At 40.7% G+C, this 24,087-nt stretch carries 10 protein-coding genes and 1 tRNA gene; 10 read left to right on the top strand and 1 reads right to left on the bottom strand.

Going from position 1 to position 24,087, the window contains the following annotated elements; translation table 11 throughout:
• Positions 1–143 precede the first annotated feature (143 nt).
• From I7804_RS06665 to I7804_RS06705, 9 genes are all read left to right on the top strand, one after another.
• Positions 144–8,639, top strand: coding sequence for a MucBP domain-containing protein (locus I7804_RS06665; RefSeq protein WP_248405559.1), 8,496 nt, complete (start codon positions 144–146; stop codon positions 8,637–8,639).
• A gap of 264 nt (positions 8,640–8,903) precedes the next feature.
• Positions 8,904–10,400 carry a carboxypeptidase M32 gene (locus I7804_RS06670; protein ID WP_248405561.1) on the top strand — a complete coding sequence of 499 codons (1,497 nt, stop codon included), beginning with the start codon at positions 8,904–8,906 and terminating at the stop codon, positions 10,398–10,400.
• Between the two features lie 29 nt (positions 10,401–10,429).
• Positions 10,430–11,521 carry an S-methyl-5-thioribose-1-phosphate isomerase gene (gene mtnA / locus I7804_RS06675; RefSeq protein ID WP_248405563.1) on the top strand — a complete coding sequence of 364 codons (1,092 nt, stop codon included), beginning with the start codon at positions 10,430–10,432 and terminating at the stop codon, positions 11,519–11,521.
• Between the two features lie 244 nt (positions 11,522–11,765).
• On the top strand, positions 11,766–14,390 hold the full coding sequence (locus tag I7804_RS06680) for a DUF342 domain-containing protein (RefSeq protein ID WP_248405565.1): 2,625 nt from the start codon (positions 11,766–11,768) through the stop codon (positions 14,388–14,390).
• Positions 14,391–14,413: 23 nt separating this feature from the next.
• Positions 14,414–15,616 (top strand): HD domain-containing phosphohydrolase, encoded by a 1,203-nt coding sequence (locus tag I7804_RS06685; RefSeq protein WP_242994432.1) that lies wholly within the window; start codon positions 14,414–14,416, stop codon positions 15,614–15,616.
• Between the two features lie 368 nt (positions 15,617–15,984).
• Positions 15,985–16,058: transfer RNA gene (locus tag I7804_RS06690), tRNA-Arg, on the top strand.
• Between the two features lie 474 nt (positions 16,059–16,532).
• Positions 16,533–17,438 (top strand): ABC transporter permease, encoded by a 906-nt coding sequence (locus I7804_RS06695; protein ID WP_248405567.1) that lies wholly within the window; start codon positions 16,533–16,535, stop codon positions 17,436–17,438.
• 19 nt (positions 17,439–17,457) lie between these two features.
• Positions 17,458–18,384 (top strand): carbohydrate ABC transporter permease, encoded by a 927-nt coding sequence (locus tag I7804_RS06700; RefSeq protein ID WP_248405569.1) that lies wholly within the window; start codon positions 17,458–17,460, stop codon positions 18,382–18,384.
• 66 nt (positions 18,385–18,450) lie between these two features.
• A complete protein-coding gene (locus I7804_RS06705; RefSeq protein ID WP_248405571.1) occupies positions 18,451–20,016 on the top strand; it encodes an ABC transporter substrate-binding protein in 1,566 nt (521 codons plus the stop codon).
• 256 nt (positions 20,017–20,272) lie between these two features.
• Here I7804_RS06705 and I7804_RS06710 read toward each other — a convergent pair whose 3' ends face one another.
• Entirely contained in the window at positions 20,273–22,711 is a 2,439-nt protein-coding gene (locus I7804_RS06710; RefSeq protein ID WP_248405573.1) for a GH36-type glycosyl hydrolase domain-containing protein, read from the bottom strand.
• 278 nt (positions 22,712–22,989) lie between these two features.
• Between I7804_RS06710 and I7804_RS06715 the strand changes: the two genes are divergently transcribed.
• The gene (locus I7804_RS06715; protein WP_034454534.1) at positions 22,990–24,012 is read left to right on the top strand and encodes a LacI family DNA-binding transcriptional regulator; all 1,023 of its coding nucleotides are present in this window, start codon (positions 22,990–22,992) and stop codon (positions 24,010–24,012) included.
• Positions 24,013–24,087 lie beyond the last annotated feature (75 nt).

The raw sequence follows: 24,087 nt of genomic DNA on the forward strand, positions 1-24,087 counted from the left end.
CGCTGCAACTCTCGCTTTGAGACACAGGGCTTTTAGATTCAAAAAGGGCAAATAAAATACAGAGGATGGAAGGCAACTCTAAATAATCCTGAAAAAATTACCTTAGGTAACAGTTAACCTGGTATAAGTGAGAGGGATTGCTTATGAGAAAAACAAAGTCGAGAATTTTAGCATGGATGCTGACAGTTGCATTGGTGCTGAGTACATTCGCTAGTGATTTTGCATCCATAGTAACCTACGCGGATGGTTCGCCTGATGAGGAAACTGTAGAAGCTACTGCAGAGCCTGCAGCTGAACCGGCACCTGAAGTTACTGAACCGGCACCGGAACCCGAGCCGGATCCGGATCCGGAACCTGCTCCTGAACCCGAGCCGACACCAGATCCAGAGCCTGAACCACAGCCAGTTCCTGAAGAAGAACCTGAGGTTGAAGAGGAAGAAACTGAAGGCGAGCTTGAGGAAGATGTAGAAGGCGAAGATCTTACAGAAGAGCCCGAAGAAGTTGTAGAAGAAACTTCTGAAGATGAGGCCAACATTATCACAATTACATATAACACAACTGAAGGCGGTAAGGTTTATAAGGGCGAAGATGAGTATGTTGACTACTTCGAAGAGAAAGTAAACCTTGACGCTGAAACTGTTGTATATGTAGGTACAGTTGCAGTAGCAGATGACGGATATACATTCAAGTATTGGAAAGATGCTGATGATAATACCGTATCTGAAGATGCAACATTCGTTCCTTCAGGAATCACAGAGTCCAAGACTTACACAGCAGTATTTGAAGAAATCGTTGTAGAGCCTGAAGAACCTGAAGAGCCTGAAGAACCCGAAGTAGAAGAAGTTGAAGTAGTAGAAGAAAAGAACGTAACAGTAGCTTATATAGCTACAGAAGGCGGATCAGTTTCTAAAGAGACTGAGACAGTCAATGTCAATGATGAAGAAGCAGCATTTGAAGGATCAACAGCAACAGCAGATGACGGATACAAGTTCATAGGCTGGAAAGATGCAGATGGCAATATCGTATCAGAAGATCCTACATATGTTCCTTCTAATATAGAAGAAGATGCTACATACACAGCAGCTTTCGAACTCGAAGAAGATGAAGAAGTTGCAGGTGCCAAGGTTGTTACTATTACATATAAAACAACCGAAGGCGGTAGCGTATCCAAGACAAGTGAAAAGATAGACCTTGAAGACAAAGAAGCTAAGATCGAAGGTTCAACAGCAACAGCAGATGACGGATACAAGTTCATAGGCTGGAAAGATGCTAATGGAACAGTAGTTTGGGAAGAAGCTAAGTTTACTCCTTCTAATATAGAAAAAGATACTACTTTTACAGCAGCATTCGAAAAGAAAGAAGAAAAGCCTGCAGTTACATTCCATAGAACAGCTAACGGAATCTATGTTCGTATAGATGCTCCTGAAGGCGCATTCCCTAAAGGAACAACAGTATCCGTAGAAGCTAAGAATGATGACAGTATCATAAGTGCAGCAACTAAGGCAGCAGAAGATCAGGCTGGCGATGACTATACAGTTGAGAAGGTTATAGCAGTTGATATTACATTCTCATATGATGGCCATGAGATAGAGCCACTGGTACCTATAAGCGTATCACTTACAACAAGCGAGATCGCAAATGCTAACGAAGCATCAGTTGTCCATGTTGATGACAGCGGCAATGCATCAGTTGTTGGTGCAAGCATAAATGGCAACAAAGCTGAGTTTAGTTCAGATGCATTTTCAGTCTATGCTGTAGTTACTGGTACGCATGACGAGAATAGCAGATTATTAGTTAAGTTCTTTAATGGTACGACAGAGATAGCTTCTATCTACGTTAAAGAAAGTGATAAGATGGAAGAAGTTCTGTATGATCCTGGTGTTGGAACACTTGCAGAAGATGTTATCTTTATGGGATGGACTACAGATGAAGAATATACAACAGAATCTACAGTATATACCATTGATGGTGTACGTAATGCAATAGCTAATTATGAAAATTGGGAAAGCGTTAAGGATGGTGATACTGTTATATATTATGCTGCTCTATTTAAACAGTATACAGTAACTTATCTTGATGAGACAAATACTGCTCTTAGTGAAAACGTTATTAGTATAAAAGCAACAGCATCTGGTGAAGAACTTGTTCAGGAATATACGGTTAATCAGGCATACTCACCATCTGATGATATACATGATTTCCAGGGCTGGAATGTTATTGATGTAGACAGTCAGGATAATATAGTTAAATTGAATGGTGAAGATTATACCTATAAAGAAGGCAATACATTCCAAAATAAGGATGTTATTTCAATAATTGGAAATGTTATATTTACTGTTAATGCTCCTGAAGGACACTGGCTTATATATGAAGAGAATGGTAAAGGCGCTACTTATACAGCTCCTCAGTTTATATTGTCAGATGAAGTAACAGTAGAACCTGATCCGACTAGAATGGTAAGAAAAGGATATACATTTGACGGATGGTATTTAGGTGCACCTGAAACAATAGGTGTAACTGATCCAACCGGAGCAGAATTTGAATTTGGAAGAAAGCTTGAGACAAAGACTACAATTTATGCTAAATGGACAGCAGTAGAAGAGGCACCTTTCACCATACTTATATGGAAAGAAAAAGAAGGTGGAAGTGGTTCTTACGAATTTGCTGAGTCTTATGTAGGAACAGGAACTGTAGGCGAAAGTATAAAAGATTCTATAATAAAGGAATTTACTACAGGCGATCTTAAATATATAACAATTGATGGCGAAAAATATGGAGGAATTACATCTGTATCAAGTGGTACTGAATCGGATCCATACACAGGATTTACATATTCAAATACTGAAGATGATGAGATAGTACCTGAGGGTACAGCGGTAGCAAATATATATTTTGATCGTGTACAGTATACTTTTAGATTCTATGTTACAAGGACCAACAATCGTGGAAACAGTCCGGAGGGTTCATCGGCTTATTCAGAAAACGGTACTTATTATGGGAATTGGGGTACTGGATTATCTTATATTACTAGTATTAGTGGTTTAGGAGATATATCATATGAATCCTCTGGAAGATATAGATATTACTACTATAGTATTACAGCATATTATGGCGATGATATAAGTAGCTTATGGCCGCAATATTCTTCTGTAACTTCCTCTTCTACATTTGTAAGCTGGATTCTTATGCCTTCAGCTAAGGCAAGAATAGGTGATGGAGGAGGTCAAGATACAGTTAAGGGATCGATTAGTATTATGGATGAGCAGATACTTGGTAACCTTTCTTCTAAATCTGGAAACTTTGTAACTGCTCGTTATGGAAATCCTAATGCATGGACTTATTATATTCATTTTGGAACTACAAATGCTGCTGGCAATATAGTTTATAGTGAAACTCCAGATAAAACACTTGACGTTAAATCTCAGGCAACATCGTATACAGGACAGCATGCACCTGCTTATGATGGTTATACTAATGATGCGGATTTAACAACAGGATCAACAAGATCCCCATATTACGTACATTTCTATTATATTCCAAATAAATATGCTATAAACTTTATGGATGGAGCATATATTGATGGTAATGGTAATGTTATAGAAAATAAATCCGGTGAGAATCTTAGCACAACAGAAAATATCACTTATAAATCAGATATTAGCAGCTACAATGATTATAAACCAGCTGACGTAGCCGGCTATATATTTGATGGATGGTATATGGATAAGGCATGTACTGAAGGTAACGAATATGTATTTGATACTATGCCATTAGGTTCAATAACTGTATATGCTAAATGGCGTCAGATTGAATACCGTGTATTCCTTCATCCAAATGCAGGTACAGATTCAACACTTTCCTGGGGTTCTAATAGTCAGGCAATGAACTTCAGAATTGCATATAATGGTACAATAAGTGTTCCAACAGGTACCAGAACAGGATACACCTTTGTAGGCTGGTATACTGATGAAGCTTGTACTCAGGTATTTAATGCTGAAGGATTCAAACTTAATGAAACAACTGTAACTACAGATTATGATAAAACAAGCCATTTTACAGATCCTATGGATAAATGGGGCAATGGCGCAACATCCAACAAAGACGTAGATAGATTTTGGATTAAAAAAGAATTCAATCTCTATGCAAAATGGAGATCTACTATTGAAGGTGCAGATGGTATAAATGTTGAATATAGTTCATATGATACTACTTTGAGTGTCGGTAGTGATACTACTAAGGCTGATAGTAAAACCTATGTAGATCAGGCAAAAGCTACTGCATTCCCTGCAGTAACAGCGCCTACCGGCTATCAGTTTGATCATTGGGTAATGCAGACATGGAATGGCAAGAGTGGAGAAGACGGAAAATATATAGATGTTGAAGGATCTATTATATATCCTGGTCAGTCCTATGAAGTACTTTTAGCTAATGCTCAAAAAATTAGTAATAATGATGATGAGGGAACATTTACTTATATTGTCAGACTTCGTGCTGCTTATAAAGAAGTTGAGGAGCCAACTGTTACATTTATTCCATGGTTTGAAAACGATGGTACAGAAGCTTTCCATGAAGATACTACTAATGCAGAAGGTAAGGCTCTCGTTGTAAATGAAGCTGTAAATATTCAGGAAGCACTGACTCGCGAAGGATATACCTTTATAGGTTGGGCTAGAGTTGATATGGGTGAAACTACTGATGCTGCTATTAGCTTCATGAAAACTCAAAGCAACTATAAAAAGGACAATTTAACAGTTTACATTTCTTATGATAGTAGCTCAGGAACTTACACATACAATGGAAATGCTGTTACTCAGGTAGCTGCAGATGAAACAATGCCATATCAGGCAATGTTCGCAGTATGGGAAAAGATTCCTGAATATGACTACACAGTATACCATGTGAACGAAGACGGTGAAGAGATCGCAACTTCAGATACCGGAAAGATGACATTCGGAGAGACCCTTGAAGGTGAAGTATTCATAAAGGATGACATCGAAGGCTACGTATACAAGGAAAAGACAGAAGACGTAGTAATCGGAGAAAATGCAGAAGACAACGTAATAACAATCACCTACGAGCCGGCAGAGTTCGAATACACAGTAAATCATGTGGACGAGCAGGGCAATGAGCTGGCAGATCCTGATACAGGAACAAAGAAGTTTGGTGAGACACTTGAAGGTCAGGGCTTCATAAAGACAGATATCGAAGGTTACACATACAAGGAAAAGACAGATGATGTAACAATCGGTACAGATGCAAGCAAGAACGTAATAACAATCACCTACGAGCCGGCAGAGTTCGAATACACAGTAAATCATGTGGACGAGCAGGGCAATGAGCTGGCAGATCCTGATACAGGAACAAAGAAGTTTGGTGAGACACTTGAAGGTCAGGGCTTCATAAAGACAGATATCGAAGGTTACACATACAAGGAAAAGACAGATGATGTAACAATCGGTACAGATGCAAGCAAGAACGTAATAACAATTACCTACGAGCCGGCAGAGTTCGAATACACAGTAAATCATGTAGACGAACAGGGCAATGAGCTGGCAGATCCTGATACAGGAACAAAGAAGTTTGGTGAGACACTTGAAGGTCAGGGCTTCATAAAGACAGATATCGAAGGTTACACATACAAGGAAAAGACAGATGATGTAACAATCGGTACAGATGCAAGCAAGAACGTAATAACAATCACCTACGAGCCGGCAGAGTTCGAATACACAGTAAATCATGTGGACGAACAGGGCAATGAGCTGGCAGATCCTGATACAGGAACAAAGAAGTTTGGTGAGACACTTGAAGGTCAGGGCTTCATAAAGACAGATATCGAAGGTTACACATACAAGGAAAAGACAGATGATGTAACAATCGGTACAGATGCAAGCAAGAACGTAATAACAATTACCTACGAGCCGGCAGAGTTCGAATACACAGTAAATCATGTGGACGAGCAGGGCAATGAGCTGGCAGATCCTGATACAGGAACAAAGAAGTTTGGTGAGACACTTGAAGGTCAGGGCTTCATAAAGACAGATATCGAAGGTTACACATACAAGGAAAAGACAGATGATGTAACAATCGGTACAGATGCAAGCAAGAACGTAATAACAATCACCTACGAGCCGGCAGAGTTCGAATACACAGTAAATCATGTAGACGAACAGGGCAATGAGCTGGCAGATCCTGATACAGGAACAAAGAAGTTTGGTGAGACACTTGAAGGCCAGGGCTTCATAAAGACAGATATCGAAGGTTACACATACAAGGAAAAGACAGATGATGTAACAATCGGTACAGATGCAAGCAAGAACGTAATAACAATCACCTACGAGCCGGCAGAGTTCGAATACACAGTAAATCATGTAGACGAACAGGGCAATGAGCTGGCAGATCCTGATACAGGAACAAAGAAGTTTGGTGAGACACTTGAAGGTCAGGGCTTCATAAAGACAGATATCGAAGGTTACACATATAAGGAAAAGACAGATGATGTAACAATCGGTACAGATGCAAGCAAGAACGTAATAACAATTACCTACGAGCCGGCAGAGTTCGAATACACAGTAAATCATGTGGACGAGCAGGGCAATGAGCTGGCAGATCCTGATACAGGAACAAAGAAGTTTGGTGAGACACTTGAAGGTCAGGGCTTCATAAAGACAGATATCGAAGGTTACACATACAAGGAAAAGACAGATGATGTAACAATCGGTACAGATGCAAGCAAGAACGTAATAACAATTACCTACGAGCCGGCAGAGTTCGAATACACAGTAAATCATGTGGACGAGCAGGGCAATGAGCTGGCAGATCCTGATACAGGAACAAAGAAGTTTGGTGAGACACTTGAAGGTCAGGGCTTCATAAAGACAGATATCGAAGGTTACACATACAAGGAAAAGACAGATGATGTAACAATCGGTACAGATGCAAGCAAGAACGTAATAACAATCACCTACGAGCCGGCAGAGTTCGAATACACAGTAAATCATGTAGACGAACAGGGCAATGAGCTGGCAGATCCTGATACAGGAACAAAGAAGTTTGGTGAGACACTTGAAGGTCAGGGCTTCATAAAGACAGATATCGAAGGTTACACATACAAGGAAAAGACAGATGATGTAACAATCGGTACAGATGCAAGCAAGAACGTAATAACAATCACCTACGAGCCGGCAGAGTTCGAATACACAGTAAATCATGTAGACGAACAGGGCAATGAGCTGGCAGATCCTGATACAGGAACAAAGAAGTTTGGTGAGACACTTGAAGGTCAGGGCTTCATAAAGACAGATATCGAAGGTTACACATACAAGGAAAAGACAGATGATGTAACAATCGGTACAGATGCAAGCAAGAACGTAATAACAATCACCTACGAGCCGGCAGAGTTCGAATACACAGTAAATCATGTGGACGAACAGGGCAATGAGCTGGCAGATCCTGATACAGGAACAAAGAAGTTTGGTGAGACACTTGAAGGCCAGGGCTTCATAAAGACAGATATCGAAGGTTACATCTACAAAGAAAAGACAGATGATGTAACAATCGGTACAGATGCAAGCAAGAATGTAATAACAATCACCTACGAAAAGGTTGAAGTAATCCTGTTTGTAGATCTTACAGCTGATGATAAGAGCGATACAGTAATGTATGATGCAACAGAGCATACAATTATTGATACTTTCACTCTTACAGCTGATGATCCGGCTAACACAGTAACAGCATCTGGTGAAGATTTCATAATCACTGTTAATGGAAGAGATTATAAATTAACAGGCCTGACACTTTCAGGTGGAACCGGAACAGATGTTGATACTTACCCAGTAGCTATTGATGGACAGTATCAGGTAGTAACAACTATTGATGATCAGGAAGTTGACATGACAAGCAGCTTCACAGTAGTTCTTCCTGAAGATGCAGCTCTTACAATTACACCTGCATATGTAACATTAACTTCGGGTACATCTTCAAAGACTTATGATGGTACAGCATTAACTAATCCAGAGGTTACGCAGGAAGGTACTTATTATGAGAGAGATGGAGAACTTACCTGGAACGTAACAGGAACACAGACAGCAGTTGGATCATCACCTAACTACTTTACAATTCTTATAAATGGTGATGCAGTTCCGCTTACTCCTACTCCAGCTCAAGAAGACATAACTCCAGTTGAGGAAGAGGAACAAGAACCGATACAGCCAATACAGGAAGCAAGGAATGAAGTGGTTACACATCATGGAAGACAGTATGGCGATTTCGATGAGATTATTGAGACACATAACTACATTATCCGTTTGGTATACGGTACGCTTACTGTAACAGATCCCGGAACACCTACACCTCCTCCAACACCACCTACACCGCCTACACCACCTACACCTCCGACATTCACCATCGATCCTACACCTGCACCTGCGGCAGCAGCTCCTGTAGCAACACCTGCAGTACTTGGTGCAACAAGAGACGAAGAGATAATCGCTCCTGAAGAACCCGCAGTTCTTGGTGAAAGCAGAACAAGACAGACCGGTGATGAAAGTCAGATACCTGCAAGAATCCTTCTTATGATGATCTGCGCAGGCGCAATAGTAACAATAATGATGATTGGCAGAAAGAAGGAAGAAGAGCAGTAATAAGTAACTAAAGTTAAGAATTATAGTTAAGTAATTCTCTCACACAAGGAGCCGGCGGTGCGAATACGCATCGCCGGCTTCTATTTACGATTACTCTTTCTATATCACTTTTACATAGGTATAATATGACGTAAGGGCCAACATTTTTTGTTAGGACTATCTTTTGACAAAATGTGAGTTATTGCCCTGCAGAGTGCGAATTAAGAAGCGCATGATGCTTTTTCGGATGCACACAGTATTATAACTAAAGAGAGGATTATTCATATGACAACAAACGAAATGATAGACAAGTACAAGGAATGGGTCTTCAAATGTTCAGCATACAACATGGCCTTAGCGTTAATAGGCTTTGACAAGCAGACAATAGCTCCATCTGCGGGCGAGGAGTACAGGGATGAAAGGACAGCTTTTTTAAGCGGCGAGCTCTTTTCCATAGAGACAGATCCTGAGATGATGGAGATCATGAAGACTTTGAAGGATGATGATTCCATAGATCCTGATATCAAGAAGGCTGCGCAGCTTTACTATGACAATATGTTAAAAACAGTCTGCATCCCCAAAGATGAGTTTGTAAGCTGGCAAAAACTTACCAATGAATCTTTTAACAACTGGCGTAGAGCCAAGGAAGCGGATGACTATACGATATTCGAGCCTTATCTTAAGAAAGTCATAGACGGAAGTAAGAAGCTTTATGAATATCGTGGCAAGGATATGCCTATATATGATCAGATGCTTGATGACTATGAACCCGGCATGAACAGGGACAAGTATGACGCCTTTTTTGACGCACTTAAGGAGCGCCTTGTACCGCTTATCAAGAAGGTAGCAGATAAGGGCGGTATAGACGACTCTTTCCTTTATAAAAAATGCGATATAGATGCCCAGAAGAAGTTCATGGAACACCTTCTTGACTACCTTGCCTATGACAAGAGCTGGGGCTATCAGAACGAGACTGAGCACCCCTTCACAGACTGGGTATGTGAGAATGACTGCCGTACTACCACCAAGTATCTTGAGGACAATATGGTATCAGCCATATTTTCAACGATCCACGAATGCGGTCATGCATGGTATGAGCACAATATTGATCCAAAGTATGACGGAATGATCCTGTCCAACGGCGTATCAAGCGGTATGCATGAATCTCAGTCAAGACTTTGTGAGAACTATCTTGGAAGATCCAAGGCTTTCTGGGAAGCCAATTATGATAAGCTTACCGAGTGCTTCCCCGATCTTCTTGGAGGCGTGAGCCTTGATGACTTCATAAAAGCAGTCAATGTCAGCACACCTTCACTTGTTCGTACAGAAGCAGATGAGCTTACATATCCTATGCATATCCTGATAAGGTATGAGATAGAAAAAGGACTTTTTGATGGTACTATTTCTACAGAAGGCCTTGATAAGACCTGGGCTGACAAGTATGAAGAGTACCTTGGCATAAGACCTGAACATGCAAGAGACGGTATCTTGCAGGATGTACACTGGTCTGACGCTTCCTTTGGATATTTCCCGACATATGCTCTTGGTTCAGCTTTTGCAGCCCAGTTCATGGATTCTATGCGAAAAGACATAGATGTAGATTCATATCTAAGAGAGGGCAGATATGCTGAGATTGAAGGATGGCTTCGTGAGCACATCCACAGATACGGCTGCAGATACAATGCAGATGAGATCATGTTAAAGGCTACAGGTAAGCCCTTTGATGTAAACTACTACCTTGACTATCTTGAGGATAAATATACAAAGCTCTATAACTTATAAATAAATATATCAAACAAAGGAAAAATATCATGAAAAGTATACTTGATTACGAAACAGTCGCTCTTGCAGATGAGCGTGATGCCATCGTCATCATAGACCAGACCCTCCTTCCGGGGCAGACCAAACTTATAGACTTAAAGACTGGAGAAGAGATCTGGAACGCCATATACCTTCTTCAGGTAAGAGGAGCTCCTGCTATTGGCGTATGCGCAGGTTTTGGCATCTATATTCTTATGAAGCATTCCAAGGCTTCCAGCAAAGAAGAGTTCCTTTCAGAACTTAAGAAGAACAAGGACTATCTTAATAGCTCCCGCCCGACAGCTGTTAACCTTTCCTGGGCGCTTGAACGCATGGAGCATAAAGTCATTTCTTTTATCGAAGAAGAGAAAAGAGCCGGAAGATCTTTTGACAAAGAAGCTGTTATTAAAGTCATGCATGACGAATCCGAAGCCATCAAGGCAGAGGATATAGATGTGTGCAGAAGGATTGGAGAAAATGGCCTTACACTCCTAAAAAAAGGTGATGGTATCCTTACACACTGCAATGCAGGCCAGCTTGCAACCTGTAAGTACGGAACAGCAACAGCTCCTATATACCTCGGACATGAAAGAGGATATGACTTTCATGTATACTGCGATGAGACAAGACCCCTTTTGCAGGGAGCACGTCTTACAGCCTATGAGCTACATTCGGCAGGGATAGATACAACACTTATCTGCGACAATATGTCAGCTTCTATTATGAAGGCAGGTAAGATTCAGGCTATATTCGTAGGATGTGACAGAGTAGCTGCTAATGGAGATGCGGCCAACAAGATAGGTACAAGCGTTGTTGCAACTGTTGCAAAGCACTACGGCATACCTTTCTATGTATGCGCTCCTACATCGACTATAGACATGAACACTTTTACAGGTGATGACATTGTCATAGAGCAAAGAAAACCTGAAGAAGTGACGGATATGTGGTACAAAGAGCGCATGGCTCCTGAAGGTGTCAAGGTCTACAATCCTGCTTTTGATGTAACAGACAACTCACTCATAAGTGGAATCGTAACAGAATATGGCGTCCTTAGAGCGCCGTATGATAAGGCCATTAAAGAAATGTTCGAACAAAATAAATAATAGACTTAAACTTCCTGCTTGGCTGGTGCCATGACCGAGAAAAACTTGTTAAGAGAGAAGTTTGAGCAATAGATAAGGATCCCCGCACCAGGCAACTTATGAAGCCTGATGCGGGGATTTTGTATCAGTTAATAAAACTTAATTAAAATCCGATATAAGGATATAGCAAGGATTATGTTTAGATATTTGTATATTTACCGGAAACAGGTTGTAGTAGTTATCACCATTCGAGGATGAGCCCGTAATGGATAAAGAGAGATTGCCTAGAGATCTTACAACTGAAGAGTTTTATAAAAATTATTTAGGTGCCGCAGGTCAAGAAGGAGAAGATGATCCAAATCCTGCGGATTCTGTAGATGCGCCGCATGATAGCGAGGAAGACGAGCAGATCAAGACGCAGAAAGCCTTGGAAGAGGTTCAGGCTATCGAGTATGAAAAGGAGCTTTCGTTATGCGAAAAGCTAGGCGGTGACATTGACAATATAAGAAGCAAGAAGCTTGACTATAACCAGCTGGTAGAAGTTCGCAAAGGCCTTGAATCAGGGGTCGATGTTTCCAGATATATGAATTCGTCCATGCCTTGGATGCTCATGGAAGAACTGCGCCTTGAGATGGAGCAGAATATTGATATGACCAAATTCAGGAAAGATGGTTATGACTTATCTCAGATCTATGAGATCCGGCAGGGACTATACAGTGGCATCAATGCAGCTGAGTATATAAAAAAAGACTACCTGGGCCCACAGATGAGGCAGATAAGACTTGGACTTGAAGCAGGTCTTCCCATAGTCTTTTACAAAGATCCTTTATATGATGCTGAGCAGATGCAGGAGATAAGATTAGGGCTTGTTGATAATATTGATATATCAGCATATGCCAAATTTGCTATCCCCGCGATGAAGATGCGGGAAGCAAGAGAATGCATGAAATCCGGCCTTAATCTTACAACAGAAGAGATAAAGAACAACTCAGCAGGCGTCCTTCGTGCCATGAAGCATGCCCATACCAGTCAGATAGACATTTCAGAATATGTCAGGCAAGGCTATGATGAAGACCAGCTTGAGCAGATTATAGCAGCCAGAGAAGAGCATCTTGATGATTTTGACAAATATCTCAATGTCGAGATAAGAGGCGAGAATCTTCGTGAGATCAGAATAGGTCTCAAGGAAGGTCTGGACGTATCCTTATATGCAGATCATGAATTCAACTGGCACCAGATGAGAGAGATAAGAAAAGGGCTTGAAAACCGCATTGATGTAAGCGTATATGCCAAGCCCTTGTATCAGCCAAGGCAGATGCACGAGATCAGGAAGGGGCTTGAAGCTGGTATAGATGTATCCAAATATTCCAGCATGATCAATTCTGCAATGGATATGAAGACTATAAGACTTCGCCTTCAAAAGGGTGAGGACGCCGGTGTTGCTAACTCCATAAGCCTTCGCCTTGAAGATGATATAGAACGAAGGGACGGACATATAGCCGAAGAGGATTCCTCATCCTCCAGCAAATATAAATCATTTGATGGAACCGAAAAAGAAAAGAGGCATTTCCTCCAGATGACACCTGACGGTCTGAAGGCGTATCTGACCCTGCCAAGACTTAAGAGCGGGCGTTTGTATACTTTGGATTTTGTCTTAGAGCTTCTTGCCAAAGCGAATATTACATTTGGTATCAAAAAAGATGTTATCAAAGACATGATAACCAATGAGAAGTATGAAGAGAAGAAACTTATAGCAGAAGGTTATGGCCCTACTTTTGGTAAAGACGGCTACTACGAATTCTTTTTCGATAGAAAAATTCCTACAGATATCGAGTATACTCAGGACGGATCAGCCAATTTTGATAATGTCAGGTACTTCGCAACTGTTAATGTCGGAGATAAGCTTGCAGTATACCATCCGGCAATTCATGGATCTGACGGCAAGACTATCAAGAATATCACACTCCCCGGCAAGAATGGCCGAGACCTTCCCATTATCAAAGGGCGAGGTTTTATGATCATGCCCGACCATAAGACTTTCTGTGCGACTGTATCAGGCGCTGTAAGATTTACTGACGGAGAGATGATCATAAGCCCTCTAAAAGTCGTAGAAAGTACCAGAAAGCCACTGAACGTTGATTTTGTAGGTACAGTATGGGTTAAGGGAGAAGTTCCTTCCAGGTCTGTTATAAGAGCCAAAGGCGACGTTATCATAGATGGATATGCAGAAGGTACGACTATCGAAGCAGACGGAGATATAGTCTTTAGAAGCGGCTGTAATGGTCTTGAAGATATGGCCAAAATCTCTGCAGGCGGCAATATATATGCAAGATATCTTCAGAATCTTAATATCACGACCCATAAATCGATCTTTTGTAACGGCATCGTCAATTGCAAGGCGGATGTTAGAGGAAGTGTTATGGTCTTTGGCGAGGAGGGATCCATAATAGGCGGAGATGTAGCAACTCAGATGGGTGTAAGTGCTGCAAGGATAGGAAGCGAAAGCGATATCAGGACTATCGTAAGAGTAGGAGTTACGTCCGAGCTTTTATACAATTTTAATGAGAACAAAAAAGATATAGACAGAACCAAAGCAGAACTTGAAACTCTGTACAAAGAGCAAAAACGCATAGTAACCGCCAATGTAAACTCCAGAGAGCAGCTCCAGTGGAAGATCAAGATTAACATGGCCGTTAGCACTAAGGAAAAAGAGCTTATGAGCTATGAGGAAAAAATGACAATGATGGCCGAGCAGATGAATAAAGTAAGAGGAGCCAGCATCACCGCAAGAAGCATAATCTATGCCGGAGTCCTTCTTATAATCGATGGCAAACAGCTTGAAATCAATACTACCAGAGAAGAAAAGGGCGGAATTATATACAAGAAGTAGAGAGTATTTAGAATAAAGTATCGTTGGATTACAAGAAAAACAATACAGGTGATGATATGGCTGAAGAGAGAACCGAGAGTAAAACTACAATTCTCATAGTTGATGACTCCGAGATCAATCGCGATGTCCTTAAAGAGATATTCAAGGACGATTATACGATCCTGGAAGCTGATAATGGCAAGGCAGCGATAGATATGGTAGTCAAAAGCAGGGCATTCCTTGCAGCTATCCTTCTGGACATAAATATGCCCGAGATGGATGGCTTTGCTGTGCTTACAGAGATAGGTAAAGTCAAGCTTTTGGACAAGATTCCTGTTATCATGATAACCAGCGACACCTCTGCAGAGACAGAGAGAAGATGTTATGAACAAGGTGTCGCTGATGTTATATGTAAGCCTTTTGAACCACTTATAGTTAAACAGAAGGTCAGTAGATCCATAGAACTTATCCTTTCAAAAAGACATCTCGAAGAGCAGATAACTTCACAGACCAAGCTCCTTCGCGCCCAGTACCAGCAGCTTCAAAAGCAGCAGGAGATACTTAAGAAAAATAATGCGCTGATCGTTGAAAAGATCTGCACTATAGTTGAGTTCCGTAACCTTGAGTCAGGATATCATCTAAGGCGTATCCATGACTTTGTATCTATACTAGGCAGATACATCATGAATATGTATCCTGAGTACGGCCTTACACAGTATCAGGTTGATGTAATGGCAGATGCTTCTGCAATGCATGATATAGGCAAGATAACAGTCCCTGATACTATACTTCTAAAACCCGGACGACTTACAAGAGATGAATTTGAAGTTATGAAATCACATACTACAAGAGGATGTGATATTATCAGAATGCTTTCGGATATTCAGGACAAGGATTACTTTGAATACAGCTATGATATATGCAGACACCATCATGAGAAGTATGATGGCAACGGATATCCTGACGGACTAAAAGGAGAAGACATCTCCATAGCAGCCCAGCTTACAGGCCTTGCGGATGTATACGATGCTCTTATCAGCGAAAGAGTCTATAAGGCAGCGTATTCTATGGACAAAGCCTTTGGAATGATCGTTAACGGTGAATGCGGCGTATTCAACCCCAAACTTATAAACTGCTTCAGGCAGGCCAAACTGGAGATGAACAATGCCTTCTTGAAGACCAAGATGAAGGAAAAAGAAGAGCTTAAGGCACTCCACGGAGAAGATGATGATTATGACGATGATTAAGCGTAAATTGTAGACGTTTATAATAAACAAGGCAACGATCTCTGACTACGTGATAAATTTGAAAGATCTGACTGAGTAAAGGTAATCTACGTCAAAAGATCTGATAGGGAAAAGTGATCTACATCAAAAGATCTGATAGGGAAAGGCGATCTACTGATAAATAAGGTGTCCATATCTGGCTATGCGATAGGTTTGAAGATGCTTGTGTTTCAGGAGATATACTGATAAAGATGGACATAATAGAGATAACAAAAATGCAATAAAACGATTTTTAAAAAAAAATTGGAAAAATAGTTGACAAAACTATTAGGGTGTTATATTATTATATCCGTTGCTGATGCAAACACAGCGACGAACTAAATAAATATGTGAGTGTAGCTCAGCTGGATAGAGCGTCTGGCTACGGACCAGAAGGTCGCGAGTTCGAATCTTGTCACTCACATCTGTAAGCAGATTTCGTAAGAAATCTGCTTTTTTATTTTACATAATATTAAAGTAATTTGATTTTTTCGAAAACGTTTAAGAATTTTTTACGTGATTTTCCCTTGATAACAAGTTGAAAAATGCAGCAATACAACGGAATGAGCAGAATAATATCGAAATAACAAATATTGCTGGAGGATGTATTTGAATATGTACCTTAATGCGAAAATTGTTAAGTACTTATGCAAATAGTACAAAATATATCATTATAATTGTTGAAAAAGTTAGAAATATGCCTATGAAGTGTGAAAAATGTATTGCATTTCCGGTTAATATGATGTATATTTAAATTACGAAAACGTTTGAGTTGATAAAAGAGGGCTTCGGTTTTCGAAAATAATTCCGGAGCTATCAAAGAATCAAGAGGTAGTCATGAGTTAATGCAACTTGCTAAGCACATGGCACCAACTAAAAAGAGGGCGAGGAGATAAATATGAAAAATTTCTGTAGTAATACCTGGAAACATCGGGCTCATGTAGTGATGGCACTTCCAGTGTTTCTGATTTTATTCTTCATAATGTATGTGCCTATGGCGGGTCTTGTCATGGCATTTAAAAATTTCGATTTTACCAAAGGTATTTGGGCAAGTCCATGGTGTGGGCTTGATAATTTCAAGTTTCTTATAGCTTCCAAAGCAACATTTTTATCTATAACAGGAAATACAATCTTGTATTATCTTCTTTTTACAGCAGTCGGGACAGTTCTCAATGTTGCACTTGCAATAGCAATAGATCAGCTGATTCTCAAAAAGATGGCCAAGACAATGCAAACGCTGATGATTATCCCGGTATTTATCTCTTATGCGGCTGTTCAGTTTATTGTATATGCATTTATTAGTTCTGATACGGGTATTATCAATAACCTTTTTGGAACCAGCATAAGGTTTTATTCTGAAGCCGGATTGTGGCCCTGGATACTCCTTGTAGTCAAGATCTGGAAGGATACAGGTTATGGCTCGGTTCTGTATATGTCAGTTCTAGCAGGTATTGACAACTCCTTGTATGAAGCTGCTGACATTGATGGTGCAAGCAAATGGCAACAGATAAGACATATCACACTTCCTTCACTGATACCTATGATAACGGTTATGCTTCTTTTGTCAGTCGGAAATGTTATGAGATCTGATACAGGTCTTTTTTATCAGGTAACAAGAAATAGCGGTATTCTTTATGATACTACACAGGTTATTGATTCATATGTACTGAATGCAATTTTCAAGAATTCAAATTTTGGATTTACTGCAGCTACATCATTCTTTCAATCGGTGGTTGGCCTTCTGCTTATGCTGTTTGCTAACTTTATGGTTCGAAAGATTGAACCTGAAAACGCATTATTCTGATTAAGGGAGGAGTAAAAAGATGGCTAAGACTAAAGATTTGGATCTGGCTCCTTCCAAGAGAGACAGATTTGGAGTAGGACAATTTATACTTGCGATAATACTGTTGATATATACACTATTTTGTTCCTTACCGGTTCTTCTGGTGTTTATAGCAGCATTTACTGATGAAAAGTACATAACACAAAATGGCTTCTCATTTTTGCCAAAGAAGCTGTCACTTGTCGGATTTAATACGGTTCTTAGATATGGAACACAGCTTGCGAGGTCATATGGAATTACGATATTCATAACTGTATTCGGAACACTTTTGGGACTTCTTGTAATGAGCATGTTTGCTTATTCTATAAGCCGTAGCGATTTTAGACTTGGTAAGTTTTTGTCAGTATATCTTCTTATACCGATGCTCTTTAATGGAGGGCAGCTTTCCGGATATATCGTATTTACAAGTTATTACGGATTAAAAGACAGCTTATGGCTCCTTATACTTCCGCTTTGTGTTTCAACTATGAATGTAATAATTCTTAGAACTTATATAGCCAATAGTATCCCGGGCGAACTAATGGAAGCTGCCAAGATAGACGGTGCGGGAGAGTACAGAACTTTCTTCCAGATTGTTCTTCCTCTTTTAAAACCTTCACTTGCAGCAGTTGGATTCATGATGGCTACGGGCTATTGGAATGATTGGCAGAACGCTCTTTTGTATATAACAAGTGATAATAAAAAACCACTTCAGCTACTTCTTATAAATATCCAAAAGAGTATAGAGTTCCTTCTTAACAACAACAACGTGCCTGCAGCAGCAAGAGCAGCTATGGGAGGTACAATTCCGCAGTATTCAGCAACAATGGCAACAGTTGTAGTTGTAATAGCTCCTATTATGGTAATATACCCGTTTTTCCAGAAATATTTTATTAAAGGTCTTACTGTTGGTTCTGTAAAAGGTTGATATTTTATCGTTTGCACAGCGCAGGCGAAAAATATATACTAAATCTTCTTTTAGGGAGGGAATAAGATGAAGAGAAAGATTTTTTCAGTAACAATGGCAGCGGCTATGGCTATGTCGATGCTCGCAGGTTGCGGATCATCTACGACAGACACACAGACTGCTACAGACACCACCAATACCACTAATACCACTAATACCACTGATACTACATCAGAAACAAATACAGCTTCTGAGAGTAGTGATTCTGGTGACGCTGTAACAATCAGTCTTTACAGATGTACATTCAACCTTGCAAGCCCTGATGGCGATCAGGTACAAAAGGTTGAGGATGCAATCAATGATTATATTGCTGATAAGATCAATGTCAGGATTGAACTTACAGATATTGGCTCAGGTGAATACACAGACAAGGCTAATCTGGCTCTTGCCAACAACGAGATCAACCTTCTCTGGACAGCATCATGGGAAGGAACAATCGGAACTAATGACCTTGTTCCTGCTAATGCTGTATATGATATTACAGATCTTCTTCCTGGTACAGACCTCTACAATTCAATGGATGAAGGCCAGTGGGAAGCAACCAAGTATGATGGCAAAAACTATTTCATCCCTGTATACAAGGACAATGTAGAAGGTTATGACTTCATGTTCCGTCAAGATCTTATTGACAAGTATGGATGGGATATCACAACTGTTAAGGAACTTGCAGATCTTGAGCCAATGCTTGCTGATTGTAAGTCAGAAGGACTTAAATATCCTTTCCTTACACAGAAGACAGCAATGTTCTACAGATGGTACATCGACAGCTTCGATTTCTTCACAGCTGATTCTTCTACAAACTTCTTTGCTGTAGACAGATCTACAAACGAAGTTGTTAATACTATCCAGACACCTGAATATCTTGAGTTCTGTACACTTATGGCTCAGTGGGCTGATAAGGGTTACATCTCAGAAGATGATTATACAAAGGTTACTACTGATACAACAACTCAGACACAGGATTGGGGTATTTCATGGTGGACAGATATTCCTGTAAATGATGAAGCAGATTCACGTTATGGCCAGGATGTAACAATGCAGAAGGCTACAGACAGATATGCTCATTCAACATCAGCTCTTGGTTCTTGCTACTGCGTAACAGCAAACAGCACAGCTGAGCAGGCTCAGGCTTGTATTGATTTCATGGGACTCCTTTACACAGATTCAACACTTGCTGATATATATACATTCGGTATCGAAGGTGAAGACTTCACATACAACGCAGATGGACAGGTCACACAGACATCTGAGAAGTACAACCACTCAATGTGGGAATCAGCTTCAGCAACAATCGTTACACCACTTGATAACGAGCCAGCTAACAAGGCTGAACTCTATGAAGACTTCAATGGTGGCGCTAACACATCTTGCGCAGCAGGTTTCAGATTTGACAAGAGCCCTGTAGAAGCTCAGTATACAGCATGTGCTAACCTTTTCGAGCAGTATGGATTCCCGCTTGAAAATGGTGGTATTCCTGAGAGCAAGGTTGCATCAACAATCGAAGAGTACCAGGCAGCACTTGACGCTGCAGGATATCAGGATGTTCTTGCTGAGTTCCAGTCACAGTATGATGCTTGGAAAGCTGCTCAATAAGACTTGTGATATATTGCTGGATATATCTTAATTGGATATGAATTCCAGGATACGCAATTTTGATTTGACTTTATAGTAGATATTTAAAACGGCTAAAGCCCTAGAAATAGAGGTTTTAGCCGTTTTTGTTAATATAATTGCAGACTTCCTTTTTTTAGGCTTTGGGGATGCTGGTCCGTCCAAGTAGGAGCCGCTCGATTAACTCAAAAATCCCACCCTTGTGTATCGTAAGGGTGGGATTTTTGAGTTACTGTTATTAGCCCATAATGACTTCGACTTTTACAGTTGATCCTTTCTTGGAAGGATCATAAGGTATTGCTTTTTCATGGATGCTAACGCCATCAACTATAATCTCTTTAACACCTTTTTGTGTGTTGTTTGTCTTTACACTTATGTTATAGGTGATTCCTCTGTACTTTCTGGTAAGTTCATAATCTCCAAAACCTTCAGGAATACAAGGATCAATCATGAGTCCTTTCAGAGTAGGATATACACCTAGAATGTACTGGCTGATATCTATAAATGTCCATGCAGCAGTCCCTGTAAGCCAAGAGTTCTTGCCTTGACCGAAGAACTTAGCGTCCTTACCTGCTACCATCTGTGAGTATACATAAGGCTCTGTGCAGTGGATCTCGCTTATATCCTCGATGTATGCAGGACATGTCTTTTTGTAGATTTCAAACGCTCTGTCGCCATCACCAAGAACAGTCTCAGCGATAGATACCCAAGGATTGTTGTGACAGAAGATACCTGCATTTTCTTTGTATCCCGGTGGATATGAGCTTACTTCACCAAGCTCTAAGTGGTACTTGGTATATGCCGGCTGGAGGATCATGATACCATACTTGGTATCGAGTTTTTCTTTGACAGAATCCATAGCCTTCTTGGCAAGGCCTTCCTTGACACCGATACCAGCAAGTACGCAAAAACCCTGAGGCTCGATGAAGATCTGACCTTCTTCGCATTCTTTGGATCCAACCTTGTGAGAATATGCATCATATGCTCTAATGAACCATTCGCCGTCCCATCCGTCTTTAAGAACTGCATCATACATCTTCTGAACTTCACATCTTGCATACTCTGCCTCAGCTTTATCACCCTTAAGCTCGCACAGCTGAGCGTACTCTTCACCGTATTTTACAAACATACCTGCGATGAATACTGACTCTGCAACAGGCCCTTCAGAAGGTCCAAAGGTCTGGAAGGATTCGCCTGGATGGGCTGAGAAACAGTTAAGGTTCAGACAGTCGTTCCAGTCGGCGCGGCCGATAAGAGGAAGATTGTGAGGACCCTTGTGGTTTACGATATAATCAAAGGATCTCTTAAGGTGATTCATAAGAGGAGTAGCTACGCTTTCGTCATTATCGAAAGGAACCATCTCATCAAGAATAGAATCATCACCTGTCTCGCGGATATATGCGCTGGTACCTGCGATCAGCCAGAGCGGATCATCGTTAAAGCCGGATCCTATATCTGCATTACCCTTCTTGGTAAGAGGCTGATACTGGTGATATGCGCTGCCATCCTGGAACTGTGTAGAAGCGATATCGATGATACGTGCTCTTGCTCTGTCAGGTATAAGATGTACAAATCCCAGCAGATCCTGACAAGAATCTCTAAAGCCCATTCCGCGGCCGATACCGGATTCGTAGTAGGAAGCAGAACGTGACATATTGAAGGTAACCATGCACTGGTACTGATTCCAGATGTTAACCATACGGTCAACCTTGTCATTGGAACTCTTAACATTGTATTTGGACAGAAGACTCTTCCAGTAATCTACAAGGATATCGAAGGCCTTATCAACCTGCTCATCTGTCTTGTAACGATCCAGCATCTCCCATGCGAGATCTTTTTTGATAACTCCGGGAGATTCCCACTTATCGTTCTCGTCATTTTCAATAAAACCAAGTACGAATACGAAGCTCTTCTCTTCGCCGGGCGCTAAAGTTACATTGATCTGATGTACAGCAACAGGAGACCATCCGCTTGCTACAGAGTTTGTGCAGGCGCCATTTGTTACAACATCCGGTGTATCATTGCCATTGTAAGGTCCAAGGAAACTCTCTCTGGATGTATCAAATCCATCAACTTTAGTATTTACAGAATATACAGCAAAGTGATTACGTCTTTCTCTGTACTCTGTCTTATGGAAGATTGCAGAGTCTATAACTTCAACTTCACCTGTAGAGAGGTTTCTCTGGAAATTTCTCTCATCATCGTCCGCATTCCACAGACACCATTCAACATATGAAAAAAGTTTAAGTTCTTTTGCTGTAGATGTGGTATTCTTAATCCTGATACGAGATATCTCGCATCTGTCATTCATAGGAACGAATGTAAGAACATTGGCTTCAACACCGTTCTTTACGCCCTTGAATTTGGAATAACCAAGACCATGACGGCATTCATACTCATCAAGAGTGGTCTTAGTTGGCTGCCAGCCCGGATTCCAGATGGTATCACCATCTTTGATGTAGAAGTATTTGCCGTTATTATCATATGGAATGTTGTTATAACGGTAACGTGTTATACGCAGGAGTTTTGCATCCTTGCAGAAGGAATATCCACCGCAAGTATTTGATATCAGAGAAAAGAACTCCTGGTTTCCTAAATAATTGATCCACGGAAGTGGAGTTTTAGGAGTGGTGATGACATATTCTCTTGCGTCATCGTCAAAATGCCCGTATTTCATAGGACCCCCTCTTTTAATGTGCGTAATGTAACGAAAAAACAATACATTCGCGAAAATTTCGTTTCGAAAACGTTTAAGATACATTTTCATTATAATTTAGAATGAAATGGAATTCAAGAATGGCAGACAGAAATATTAAACATAAAAATACAAAGTTTTTAGCAATTTTACCGAAAAAACAGTTAAAACAAAAAATAAATTGAAAATATTGCCAACTCTTATTATAATAAAAGTACGAAAACGATTAAGTAGTGGGCTTATCTTATTTTGAGGTGGGTATGAATCAAAAGATTTCGATGAAGGATATTTCAGATGCTTGCGGAGTTTCTATTGCTACCGTGTCCAAGGCATTAAATGATAGGGGAGACATTAGCGAAGAGACCAAACAGAAGATAAGATCGATCGCTTCTGATATGGGATATTTCCCTAATGCAGCAGCCAAAGCGCTTAAGACCAGCAGATCCTATAATCTGGGAGTTTTGTTTGTAGATGATGCGATGTCTGGTCTTACACATGACTATTTTGCTCATGTGCTTGATTCTTTCAAAAGGACAGCAGAGGCATCCGGATATGACATTACGTTCATCAATAGTCAGGGTGAAGGTCAGCAGCCAAGAAGTTATCTTGAACATGCCAGATACAGGGGCTTTGATGGAGTGGTTATAGCTTGTGTCAACTTCTATGATCCCAAGGTAGAAGAGCTCATAAGAGGTAATATTCCTGTTGTTACCATAGACCATGTATTTGATAACCGTATAGCCATTATGTCCAATAACATAAAAGGCATGAAGGATCTTGTGACATACTGCTATTCTCAGGGACATAGGAAGATCGCCTATGTACACGGTGCATACTCATCTGTTACCCAGAGCCGTCTTTCAAGTTTTTACAAGACATGCGAGAGTTTTGGAATAGATGTTCCTGAAGAATATGTTCTCGAAGGTGATTATCGTAATACTGCCAAGGCATTTGCATGTACAGAGCAGCTTTTAAAGCTCAAGGATCCGCCAACATGTATTCTTTATCCGGATGATTTTGCCGCAATCGGCGGAATTGGTGCAATTCACATGATGGGACTTCAGCCTGGAGTTGATGTTTCAGTTGCAGGATTCGATGGAATCCCGATCGCTATGCGTATGCATCCTCCTCTTACAACGCTTCATCAGGATACGGAATCACTGGGACGTCTTGCTGCCCAGCGCCTTATATCACTTATTGATTCTCCGCGTACTACAGTCATAGAGCAGGTTACGGTGGACGGACAGATATTCCCGGGCGGAACTGTAGGCAAGATAGGTTAGATCGTATGAGGGTTTAAACATATATAGGGCTTTGGATACTTTATTCTTGGGTGTCCAAAGCCCGTTTTGGTTGTT

It is taken from the genome of Butyrivibrio fibrisolvens (assembly GCF_023206215.1).
GTDB classification, from domain to species: domain Bacteria; phylum Bacillota; class Clostridia; order Lachnospirales; family Lachnospiraceae; genus Butyrivibrio; species Butyrivibrio fibrisolvens_C.

Coding starts and splice junctions, on each gene's coding strand:
- I7804_RS06705 (WP_248405571.1), top strand. CDS start 18,451: ATGAAGAGAAAGATTTTTTCAGTAACAATGGCAGCGGCTATGGCTATG.
- mtnA (WP_248405563.1), top strand. CDS start 10,430: ATGAAAAGTATACTTGATTACGAAACAGTCGCTCTTGCAGATGAGCGT.
- I7804_RS06715 (WP_034454534.1), top strand. CDS start 22,990: ATGAATCAAAAGATTTCGATGAAGGATATTTCAGATGCTTGCGGAGTT.
- I7804_RS06700 (WP_248405569.1), top strand. CDS start 17,458: ATGGCTAAGACTAAAGATTTGGATCTGGCTCCTTCCAAGAGAGACAGA.
- I7804_RS06665 (WP_248405559.1), top strand. CDS start 144: ATGAGAAAAACAAAGTCGAGAATTTTAGCATGGATGCTGACAGTTGCA.
- I7804_RS06680 (WP_248405565.1), top strand. CDS start 11,766: ATGGATAAAGAGAGATTGCCTAGAGATCTTACAACTGAAGAGTTTTAT.
- I7804_RS06670 (WP_248405561.1), top strand. CDS start 8,904: ATGACAACAAACGAAATGATAGACAAGTACAAGGAATGGGTCTTCAAA.
- I7804_RS06695 (WP_248405567.1), top strand. CDS start 16,533: ATGAAAAATTTCTGTAGTAATACCTGGAAACATCGGGCTCATGTAGTG.
- I7804_RS06710 (WP_248405573.1), bottom strand. CDS start 22,711: ATGAAATACGGGCATTTTGACGATGACGCAAGAGAATATGTCATCACC.